At 69.7% G+C, this 10599-nt stretch carries 11 protein-coding genes and 1 tRNA gene; 4 read left to right on the top strand and 8 right to left on the bottom strand.

The features are described from left to right. Position 1 precedes the first annotated feature (1 nt). The 4 genes from KM427_RS05485 to KM427_RS05470 all read left to right on the top strand — a co-directional run bounded on the left by KM427_RS05485 (position 2) and on the right by KM427_RS05470 (position 4764). A complete protein-coding gene (locus KM427_RS05485; RefSeq protein WP_215526538.1) occupies positions 2-1156 on the top strand; it encodes a mandelate racemase/muconate lactonizing enzyme family protein in 1155 nt (384 codons plus the stop codon). A 27-nt stretch (positions 1157-1183) separates the two neighbouring features. Then, the gene (locus KM427_RS05480; RefSeq protein ID WP_215526537.1) at positions 1184-2536 is read left to right on the top strand and encodes an aspartate aminotransferase family protein; all 1353 of its coding nucleotides are present in this window, start codon (positions 1184-1186) and stop codon (positions 2534-2536) included. 80 nt (positions 2537-2616) lie between these two features. Continuing rightward, positions 2617-3147: a VOC family protein gene (locus KM427_RS25830; protein WP_215526536.1), complete on the top strand. Its 531-nt coding sequence runs from the start codon at positions 2617-2619 to the stop codon at positions 3145-3147. A gap of 279 nt (positions 3148-3426) precedes the next feature. Continuing rightward, on the top strand, positions 3427-4764 hold the full coding sequence (locus KM427_RS05470) for a Fic family protein (RefSeq protein ID WP_215526535.1): 1338 nt from the start codon (positions 3427-3429) through the stop codon (positions 4762-4764). A gap of 148 nt (positions 4765-4912) precedes the next feature. On the opposite strand, the gene KM427_RS05465 is transcribed toward KM427_RS05470, so the two are convergent. The 8 genes from KM427_RS05465 to KM427_RS05430 form a co-directional block, all read right to left on the bottom strand. Further along, positions 4913-5095 carry a hypothetical protein gene (locus KM427_RS05465; protein ID WP_215526534.1) on the bottom strand — a complete coding sequence of 61 codons (183 nt, stop codon included), beginning with the start codon at positions 5093-5095 and terminating at the stop codon, positions 4913-4915. Between the two features lie 105 nt (positions 5096-5200). Further along, positions 5201-5276, bottom strand: a tRNA-Ala gene (locus KM427_RS05460). Positions 5277-5364: 88 nt separating this feature from the next. Continuing rightward, positions 5365-6315 (bottom strand): divisome protein SepX/GlpR, encoded by a 951-nt coding sequence (gene sepX / locus KM427_RS05455; protein ID WP_215526533.1) that lies wholly within the window; start codon positions 6313-6315, stop codon positions 5365-5367. A 67-nt stretch (positions 6316-6382) separates the two neighbouring features. Beyond that, positions 6383-6946, bottom strand: a complete 564-nt coding sequence (locus tag KM427_RS05450; RefSeq protein WP_252275083.1) for a GNAT family N-acetyltransferase — start codon at positions 6944-6946, stop codon at positions 6383-6385. A 35-nt stretch (positions 6947-6981) separates the two neighbouring features. Next, positions 6982-7476, bottom strand: a complete 495-nt coding sequence (locus KM427_RS05445; RefSeq protein ID WP_215526531.1) for a MogA/MoaB family molybdenum cofactor biosynthesis protein — start codon at positions 7474-7476, stop codon at positions 6982-6984. Further along, positions 7473-7949: a cyclic pyranopterin monophosphate synthase MoaC gene (gene moaC / locus KM427_RS05440; RefSeq protein WP_215526530.1), complete on the bottom strand. Its 477-nt coding sequence runs from the start codon at positions 7947-7949 to the stop codon at positions 7473-7475. The genes KM427_RS05445 and moaC overlap by 4 nt, the downstream gene beginning before the upstream one ends. Continuing rightward, positions 7949-9202: a molybdotransferase-like divisome protein Glp gene (gene glp / locus KM427_RS05435; protein ID WP_215526529.1), complete on the bottom strand. Its 1254-nt coding sequence runs from the start codon at positions 9200-9202 to the stop codon at positions 7949-7951. The genes moaC and glp overlap by 1 nt, the downstream gene beginning before the upstream one ends. Then, positions 9195-10583 carry a UTP--glucose-1-phosphate uridylyltransferase gene (locus tag KM427_RS05430; protein WP_215526528.1) on the bottom strand — a complete coding sequence of 463 codons (1389 nt, stop codon included), beginning with the start codon at positions 10581-10583 and terminating at the stop codon, positions 9195-9197. Before KM427_RS05430 ends, glp begins: the two co-directional genes overlap by 8 nt. Positions 10584-10599: the final 16 nt, after the last annotated feature.

The raw sequence follows: 10599 nt of genomic DNA, 5'->3' as shown, positions 1-10599 counted from the left end.
CATGAGTCAGACAATCGATTCCACAGCCTTGGCTCCGCACCTGACCGGCGCCCTGACCATCGAGCAGGTCGAGACGACGGCGATCAGGGTCGAGCTTCCCCGCGTCTACCGGGGCAGCCAGTACCAGATGACCCATCGCTCGACGATCATCGTCCGCGTGCACTGCGCCGGCGGGATCATCGGCGAGGCGTACGCGGGCGACGAGGACAAGACGCTCTTCGAGATCGACGCGATCATCCGCGATGAGCTGGCACCCAAGATCGTCGGCCTCGACGCCCGCGCGACCGAGCTCTGCTGGGAGACCATGCGCCCGGCGACGTTCGACATCCTGCGCGACCGGCGCCTGGGGCTCGTAGCCTCGGGCGCCCTGGACGCCGCGCTGTGGGACGCGGTCGGGAAGAGCCTGGGCCAGCCGCTCTGGCGCCTCTGGGGTGGCTATCGCAACCGGATCCAGATGATCTCCATCGGCGGCTACTACGGTTCCGAGATGTCCATCGAGGAGGAGATGGCCGATCTCCGGGCCCGACAGCTGGCGGGCGTGAAGTTCAAGGTCGGGGGCCTGTCACCGGCCGAGGACGCCGAGCGCTTCAGGCGAGCCAGGAAGGCCGCCGGGCCGGACTTCGTGATGGCGGCCGACGCCAACCAGGGATGGTCCCCGGCCGAGGCGGTCGAGTTCGCTCAGCGAGTTGCCGACCACGACCTGCGCTGGTTCGAGGAACCCTGTAACTGGCAGAACGACCGGATGGCCATGCGCGACGTGCGTCTCAAGACCGGCGCCCAGGTGTGCGCCGGGCAGAGCGAACTGTCGGCCGCCGGGTGCAAGCTGCTCATCGAGTCGGGGTCGATCGACGTCTGCAACTTCGACTCCTCATGGTCCGGAGGACCGACCGAGTGGCGACGCGCCGCCGCGGTCGCCGCGATCTCGGACGTGCAGATGGGACACCACGAGGAGCCGCAGATCTCGTCGCACCTGCTGTGCTCCATTCCCCACGGCACGTACGCCGAGTGCTTCCACCCCGAGCGCGACCCGATCTGGTGGAACTTGATCGCCAACCGTCCCGAGCTCGTGGACGGATGGATGACGCTCAGCGAGCGACCCGGCCTCGGCTGGGATCTCGACGCCGACTACATCGATGCGCACCGAGTGCAGGCCTGATCCATCTCTGCCCAGAACAGGAGTCCCATGAACCACCACGAAGTCGAGCCCTGGCACGTTTGGATGCCGTTCAAGGCGCCGTTCGGTCCCCAGTCGGACCTGCCGGTGCGGATCGTCCGCGGGGAAGGCTGCTACCTCTTCGACGACCAGGGGAACCGCTACCTGGACTCGTTCGCCTCGATCTGCTCCATGGCGCTCGGGCACGGACGAGCCGACGTCGTGGCCGCCGGGGTCGAACAGGCGAAGCAGGTCGGCTACTCGCAGATGTGGAACTACCGCAACGAGCCGGCGGAGGCCCTGGCGCAGTTCATCGTCGAGCGCGCACCGGAGGGACTGGAGCGGGTCTTCTTCACCAGCGGCGGCAGCGAGGCCGTGGAGTCGGCGATCAAGCTCGCTCGGCAGTATCACCGGGTGCGCGGCAACCTCGGCAAGACCAAGATGATCGCCCGGAAGGTCGCGTACCACGGGACGACCATGGGCGCTCTGGCCCTCACCGGCCTGACGCCCATCAGGACGGCGTACGAGCCGATGCTGGACGGTGCGTGTCACGTCTCCAACACCAACGTCTATCGGCTGCCCGACGGACAAGACCCATCGGTCTACGCCGAGGAGATCCGCGACCGGATCCTGTTCGAAGGGCCGGAGACCGTGGCCGCCGTCTTCCTGGAGCCGGTCCAGAACGCCGGTGGTTGCATCCCGCCGCCGGAGGGCTACTTCCAGCGCGTCCGAGAGATCTGTGACGAGTTCGACGTGCTCCTCGTGAGCGACGAGGTCATCTGCGCGTGGGGCCGGTTGGGGGACTGGTTCGGGGCGAGCCGAATCGGCTACTCCCCCGATCTGATCACCGCGGCCAAGGGACTGACCAGTGGCTACGCACCGCTGGGGGCCGTGGTGATCTCCGACAAGGTCGCCACGCCGTTCCTGGAGACCGGAACCCCGTTCCTGCACGGCTACACGTTCTCCGGGCACCCGGTCGTGTGTGCCATCGCCCTGGCTGCGTCGAGGGTCATGGAGGAGGACGGGCTGATCGACAACGTGCGGCGACACGAAGGGGCGCTGGCCGACATGCTGGCATCGCTGCGCGACATCCCCATCGTCGGGGACACTCGGGGCGTCGGCTACTTCCAGGCGATCGAGTTCGTCAAGGACGCCGAGACCAGGACCAGCTTCGCGCCTGCCGAGGCGGCCGCCCTCACCCAGCGGATCACCGCGCTCTCCCTGTCCGCGGGCATGCTCGCTCGATCCGACGTCCGCGGCGAGCCGGTGCTCCAGGTGGCTCTTCCGCTGGTGGCGGGTCGCGCAGAGATCGACGAGCTCGGCACGATCCTGCGGAAGGTGCTGACGCAGGTGTCGGACGAGTTCGCCCCGGCGACCAGCTGACGCAGGACACCGTCCGCGCCCGCCACCAAGCGGCGGGCGCGGACGGGAGGGGCCGGCCTTCGGGCAGGTCGAGGGCCCTGGTGGTCATCACCGCGGTCGAGATCGAGGCATGCGGATCGCGACGCCGAGGTTCGTGGGATCAACCGCCATGGACTTGGTACGCAGCGTCGTCATGTTCGACGCGGCCGACCACGTCCCCCCTGAGTGGCCGGACGGAGCGCCCTCAGCAAGTGCACGTCGACCTCCACGTCGAGGACGCCAGGGCAGCGCACGAGCAGGCGATGGCCCTTGGCGCGCGCCTGCTCCCGGCAGCACCTGACCTGCACCGCACCGAGGGACACCAGGTGTACGCCGCCCCAGCGGGCCACCCGTTCTGCATCGGTTGGGGGGCATCCGACTCGCGAGGAGCGAGCCACCTTCGTTGCCGAGAGGCTGGGATGACGGCGCTCTGCGTGTCGGTGCCGGCTGAAGTCGCGGCTCGACCCCGCCGGGAGGTCGCGGGTGACCCGGATCCCGCGCCGACCACGGTCATACTCGCCACACCCGAGTCGGCAGCACACCTGACGAGACTGCTCTCAAATCCGCGGATCCACGACCCTCAGGTCAGGTGAACGAGGTCTGGTGCGCATTGAGTCCGGTCCGACACTCCAGTCGCCTCTTGGAGGAGGTCGGGACATGGCCTGTCACTTGCCACATCTGCCACGCGGGGGCGGATAGCGAGCCGATCCCCGCGAACTTCAAGATGTGACAATGTTTGGAGTTGTACTGAAGGTCGCACGCGGTCTGCACCATCTCCCAAGCAACTTCAAGAAGCGAAAATACTTGAAGTTGGCGCTCCCGTGGCTAGGCTGGACCACAAGTTCAAGCCTTGGCAGATCTAGGAGTTCGCGTTGAAGACGCCAGTTGCGCCGCCTGACTATGACGCGATCCTCCTCAACCTTCAGGAGAGCGGACGATTCAGCGCCGTCCTGCAGCAGGCGCTGCCCGACGGGGCACTCACCACGCGCTACCTTCCGTGGGACAAGCTTCGCTTCAAGACGCCACCTGGTGACCTGACCCACGAGGAATGGTGGCTCGCGATCCGTCTGCTCCGCCGCAGCGTCCAGCGCGCGATCGATGTCCTGCGCGACAAGGACGACCGACCATTCTCCTATGCCCTACCCGACGAGGTCCTTGCGGCGATTGATCAGATCACGCGGGACGCGAGCGGCAACATCACGATCAGCGAAGAAGTCACGAATCCTGCATCGCGAGACCGCTACGTCGTGAACTCACTCATCGAGGAAGCGATCACCTCAAGCCAGCTCGAAGGCGCTGCGACGACTCGCCAGGTCGCCAAGGACATGCTCCGCAATGGCCGCGAACCCCGCGATCGAAGCGAGCGGATGATCTTCAACAACTTCCACGCCATGCAGCGGATCACCGAACTGCGCAACGAGCCCTTGACTCCCGACCTCGTCTGCGAGATCCACCGCATCGTGACCGACGGGACTCTCAAACACCCCGAAAACGCTGGACGGCTGCAAGACGTAGACGCCGATCGCATCGCCGTGTGGGACGAGTGGGGCAACCTGCTCCACCAGCCGCCGCCGGTAGCCGAACTCCCCAGGCGCTTGGAGCGTCTCTGCGAGTTCGCCAACGGCGGTGGCTCAGATCACTACATGCCGGCCGTCCTACGAGCGATCGCAGTGCATTTCATGGTCGGCTACGACCACTACTTCGAGGACGGCAACGGACGCACCGCGAGAGCTCTCTTCTACTGGACCATGCTGCGCAACGGGTACTGGCTCACCGAGTTCCTGACCATCTCGAGAATCCTGAAGAAGGCTCCGGCCCAATACGGACGCTCCTACCTGCTCACCGAGCAGGATGGCGGCGACCTCACTCACTTCTTCATCTACCACCTCGGCGTCATCAATCGCGCGATCTGCGACCTCCACGAGTACCTGGCGGAGAAGGCCGCCCAGCTTCGCGAGATGACGCGAGCGATCCAAGCCGCCCCGGGGGAGTACAACTATCGCCAACTCGCCCTGCTCGAGCACGCGGTCAAGCAGCCCGGGGCCAGCTACACCACGCGGAGCCACGCCCGAAGCCATCATGTGTCAGGAGAGACGGCACGGCACGACCTCATGGACCTGGAGTCGCGCGGGCTCCTCGACCGATTCAAAATCGGCCGCCAGTTCGCCTGGGCTCCGGCCGCCGACCTTCAGACACGCCTGCTCACGTAGCAGGTACCGACCGCGCCGGCGTACCGTTCGCTGCCCTACATACCTGCGCAATGCCTTCGCAACCTGGAACAACCCGCGAGCCAGGGAACGCTGCTGGCAACAGCGCCGGCATAGGCTGGCGACAGGTCGGCCAGCACTCCATCGGGCCCTACCACCACGCACCCGACAGCACCCGCCAACACCTCAACAGCACGTTCTTCGAGCGATTCTTCCCGACGACGAACCACTCAAGGTCACCGGCGACGACCGCCTCCCACCCTTCGACGAGTTCCCCGATGCGGTCGCCGTCTACGGCGGCCCGGATCGTGTTGGCACGCAGGAGGGCGGCCACCGAAACCTAAAAGGCGACCCGTCCCATCGGACAGATCGCCTTCTCGTAACCGGACACCCGTACTCGCCGACCTTCTTCCGGTCAGTGTTTCGAGTAAGCCTGTCCTGGTGGAGCTGAGGGGATTCGAACCCCTGACCTTCTCATTGCGAACGAGACGCGCTACCAACTGCGCCACAGCCCCAGTGCGTCGTACGACGCGGTGGGAAACGTTAGCACCCGGCCTCGGTGAGCACCGAATCGGCTCAGGCGCCGAGCTTCCCGGAGTCCGGTTACGAGCCGACCGCGCGGTTGTCGTCGCCGTCGCGGCGGGAGCGGGCGGCCTTCTCGGCCTTCTCCGCCTCGTCGGCCTCGCGGGCGAGCTGGGCGTCCGCGTCGGTGCGGCCGGAGGTCCACACGCCGGTGGAGTCGAGGTCGATGGTGCGGACGGTACGGCGGGTGGCGGCCGGCTTGGTGACGTACGTCGGGAGCGTGACCGGGACCGGGTCCCACATCGCCGGGTCGACGATGGCGGAGATACCGGCGGAGGTGTCCTCCATCGGGTCGATGTCGTCGGCCGCCTCCTCAGCGGCCTCGACCGCCGGGTCGGTGACCTCGCGCTCGCGGGTCTCGGCGTCGTCCTCGGCCGGTGCGTCGGCGGGGGCGTCGGCGGGCATCCGGTCGACCGGCGTGCGATCGGCGGGGCGGCGCGCGGGCAGCAGTCGCTGCTCGCCCTTGACCATCAGCCGGCACAGCACCAGCCAGCCGACGAGCAGCGCGGCCGGGAGCGCGACGTACGGCCACGCGAGCACGCCGAACGCGGCGAGGCCGATGACCACGAGGTTGGTGAGCAGCACGACGCCGAGCACGTTGCGGCGCCGCTTGGTGGCCCGCCTGGCCGCGGCCCGGCGGGCCCGGACCTGGGCGGGAGTGAGCGAGGCGGCGAGGCGCTCGGCCTCGGCGGCCCGGGCCATCTGGCGCTCGGCCTTCGCGGCGCGACGCTCCGCTCGGCGCTCGGCGCGGGAGACCCCGGCCGGCTGCTCCTCGTCGACGGCCTGGCCGTCCGGCGTCACCAGCCGGGCGGTGCGCTTGTCGACGGGCTCGCGTCGGGCCAGCACGCGCATCGTGTGCGAGAACCGGTCGACGGTGCGGCTTCGGGCGTCCTCGTCGTGGTGCTTGAGCGCCTTGGGCACGAGGTAGACCGCCCACGCCACGGCGAGGGCGACGAAGATCAAAGCGCTCATGTCCACGAGACAGAGGTTATGAGTGCTACCTCACGAGGCCGCGGATGTCCACAGGTGTGTCGCAAAATCACTCGTGTGACTCGTGAGAATCGAGCCTCCGGAGCATCCCCTCGGGGCACTCCTCGACGGTGACGGCGTAGATGCGGTGATCGCGCCACGCGCCGTCGATGTGCAGGAAGAGCGGCGCGAAGCCGACCTCACGGATGCCGAGCTTCTCGACGACCCGCAGCGAGTTGGAGTTCTCGGGCCGGATGGCCACCTCGATCCGGTGCAGTCGGGCGACCGTGAAGCAGTGGTCGATCACCAGCGCCACGGCGCGCGGCATCACCCCGCGCCCGGCGTACCGCTGGTCGAGCCAGTAGCCCACCGAGGCGAACTGCGCCGAGCCGCGCACGATGTTGTTCACGGTGAGCTGTCCGGCGAACCGGCCGTCGACGTCGATCGCGAAGGGGTACGTCGTGCCCGCCCGCGCCTGCCGGTGCAGCCGGCGCACCAGCGACCGGAACGTCGAGGGCCGGGCGTCCGCCCCCGGTGGCGCGGTCGCGTCCCAGGGTGTCAGCCACGCACCGTTGCGCCGGCGGGCGTCGCGCCAGGCGCGGGCGTCGGAGCCGACCAGCGGGCGGACGGTCACCTCGCGCGACTCCAGCCGAGCCGGCCACCCGGCGGTCAATGATCGCCTCCGGCAACCTGCTCCACGGCGTGCACGAGCATCGGGCGGAGCACCGCGAGCCCGTCCTTCACCCCACCCCGCGAGCCGGGCAGGTTCACCACCAGGCACCGGCCGACGACGCCGGCCAGCCCACGCGAGAGCACCGCCGATGGGACGCCGTTCGCGACGCCGTACGCCCGGATCGCCTCGGCGATCCCCGGAGCCTCGAAGTCCAACAGCACCCGGGTGACCTCCGGCGTGCGGTCGGTCGGGGTGAGCCCGGTGCCGCCGGTGGTGAGCACCACCCGCGCGCCGGCCTCGGCCGCGGCGGCGATCGCCGCGCCCACCGGCTCGCCGTCGGGTACGACGGCCGGGGCATCGACGGCGAACCCCAGCTCGCGCAGGAAGTCCACGATCAGCGGCCCGGTGGCGTCCTCGTAGACACCGGCCGCGGCCCGGTTGGAAGCCACGACCACCGCGGCGGGCAGCGCCGACTCGTCCGGCCCGCTCATGGCCGCGACCAGTCCCCCGACTTGCCGCCGGTCTTGGTCTCGACGCGCACGTCGGTGATCACGGCGCCCTTGTCGACGGCCTTGACCATGTCGACGACGGTCAGCGCGGCCACGGACACCGCGGTCAGGGCCTCCATCTCCACGCCGGTGCGGTCGTTGGTGCGCACGGTCGCGACGATCTCGACGGCGTCGCCGGCGACGGAGAGGTCGACGATCACCCCCGAGATCGACAGCGGGTGGCACAGCGGCACCAGCGACGGCGTCTGCTTGGCGCCCATGATGCCGGCGATCCGGGCGACCGCGAGCGCGTCGCCCTTCGGCACGCCGTCCCCGCGCAGCAGCGCGACGACCTCCGGCGACACCAGCACCCGGCCCGAGGCCGAGGCGGTGCGTGCGGTGACGGCCTTGCCCGACACGTCGACCATCCGGGCCGCGCCCGACTCGTCCACGTGCGTCAAGCGCGGTTCCGACATCAGAACTCCTCGTCGAGCCTCAGCACCTGCACCTGCGTGCCGGCGGCGACCGAGGTGACGTCCTCGGGCACCACGACCAGCGCGTTGGACGATGCCAGATCGCCGATCAGGTGGGAACCGTGTCCACCGACCGGCGTGGCGTACGCTGCGCCCGCGTCGACGCCGTACTCGGCCCGCACCAGCTGCCGGCGCCCGGCGGGCGAGCCGATCGCGTGGGTGAGGCGCGCGGGCACGGTCGGTCGCGCGTACGGCGTGCGACCCATCAGCTTGCGGATCGCCGGCAGCACGAACTGCTCGAAGGAGACGTACGACGACACCGGGTTGCCCGGCAGCGTGAAGATCGGGGTGCGGTCGTCGCCGACGTGGCCGAAGCCCTGCGGCTTGCCGGGCTGCATCCGGATCCCGCCGAACCACACGGTGCCCAGCGGGGTCAGCGCCTCCTTGACCACGTCGTAGTCGCCCTGCGAGACGCCGCCACTGGTGACGACGAGGTCGGCCCGTACGAGCTGGTCGTGCAGCGCGTCGAGGAAGGCATCCGGCTGGTCGGGGACGATCCCCACCCGGTAGGCGATCGCGCCCGCCCGCCGCGCGGCCGCGGCCAGCAGATAGGAGTTGCCGTCGTAGATCGAGTCCCGGCCCAGCGGCGTGCCGGGGTCGCGGAGCTCGGATCCGGTGGACAGCACGACCACCCTCGGACGCGGGCGGGAGCGCACGGTGGCCCGGCCGACGGCGGCCAGCAGGCCGAGGTGGCGCGGCCCCAGGACCGTGCCCTGGGAGACCAGCACGTCGCCGACGGCGACGTCGTCGCCCATCGGCCGGATGTGCTGCCCGAGCGTCGGCGCCGCGCTGATGCGCACCTGGGCGACGCCGCGGTCGGTCCACTCGTAGGGCACGACGCTGTCGGCGCCGGCGGGCACCGGCGCACCGGTCATGATCTTGGCGGCCGTGCCGGGCGGCAGCGCCAGCAGGCCACCCTGGCCCGCACCGATCTCGCCGACCACGGGCAGGTGCACGGGCGTCTCGTCGGTGGCCGCGACGACGTCCTCGCGGCGTACGGCGTAGCCGTCCATCGCGGAGTTGTCGAACGACGGCAGCGCCACCTCGGCGACGACGTCCTCGGCGATGGCCAGGCCCAGGGCGTCCATGAGCGGCTGCGGGAAGTCGGGCAGCGGCTCGATCGCCTCCAGGATGCGCGCGCGGTGCTCGTCGACGGTGAGCAGCTCGGGGTGCGCCCCCGCGGCCGGGTCAGGCATCCGAGCCGGTGGTCAGCACGGCGTCCGCGGGGACGCGCTGGGCGGCGCCGGCCTCGAGCTCGACGTCGCCGACGACCTGGACGCCGGGGCCGAAGGTCCAGTCCCCCGCCACCCGCAGCGACTGCGCCTTGCGCATCGAGGGGGCGCCCTCCGGGAAGCGCTTGTCGAACTCGCCGACGAGCCGGTAGTAGCTCGCGTCGAGGTCGACGAAGGGGACGTCGGGAACGGTCTGGTCGAGCACGAAGTCCTGGCCGATGTCGTAGACGTCGGAGCGCAGCACCAGCAGGTCGTTGGTGGTCTTGACCGGCACGAACCGGTCGCGCCCGACCTCGATCAGCGCCGCACCCTCGAACACCTCGATCGCCGCACCCATGGCGGTCTCGATCTGGATCACCTCGGGCGTGGACCTGTCACTCGGGTCGACCGGCTTGACGTTGCGGATCAGCGGCAGGCCGAGGATGCCGCCGCGGCGGTCCAGCTCGTTCTGCATCGCGACCAGGTCGAACCAGAGGTTATTGGTGGAGCAGAAGCGGTGCCGGTCGAGGTCGGCGAGCGCCTTGCGGTCCTCCGCCGGCGTCTGGGCGGTCTCGCGCAGCACCAGGCGGCCGTCGGACTTGCGGCGGGCGAAGTGGCCGCCCTTGCGGTCGGACGGCGTACGGCGGACCGCCTCGATCGCGAACGGCGCGCCGCTCGTGGCGAACCAGCCGGCGACCAGTGGGTCGGGCACCGCACCGAGGTTGTCGGAGTTGGAGACGAACACGTACCGGTAGCCCGCCTCGATCAGCACGTCGAGCAGGCCGGTGCCACGCAGCGCGGTGTAGAGGTCGCCGTGGCCGGGCGGGCACCACTCGAGGTCGGGGTCCTTGGGCCAGCTGACCGGGCTGAGGTCCTTGGCGAGCAGCTTGGGCTCCTTGTTCTGCAGGAACTCCAGCGGCAACCCCTCGACCGGCAGGTCCTCGTAGCGGGCCAGCGCCGCCATCGTGTCGGCGGAGGTGCGGAAGCTGTTCATGAAGATCAGCGGCAGCGTCGCGTCGTAGTCGCGCCGCAGGTGCAGGATCTGCCGGGCGATGATGTCGAGGAAGGACAGCCCGCGCCGCACGCACAGCAGCGACTTGGCCCGGTCCATGCCCATCGAGGTGCCGAGGCCGCCGTTGAGCTTGATCACCGCCGTCGCCCGCACCGCGGCCGCGCCATCCTCGTCGGACACCTCGACGTCGGCCAGCGCGTCGATGTCGACGGGGTCGATCGACGCCTCGGGGATCATCCCCGTCTCACCGTGCTCGAGGAGCCGGTAGTAGTGGGCGAAGGTCTCGATCGCGATCTCGTCGATGCCCGCCGCCGACATCTTCTCGCGTGCCCTCTGGAGGCCAGCAGAACCCATACTCACGATCGTAGGC

This window comes from Nocardioides sp. LMS-CY (assembly GCF_018732145.1).
Lineage (GTDB): Bacteria > Actinomycetota > Actinomycetes > Propionibacteriales > Nocardioidaceae > Nocardioides > Nocardioides soli.
Note: the sequence above shows the minus strand (reverse complement) of the source record. Positions and strands in the feature narration are given on the sequence as shown.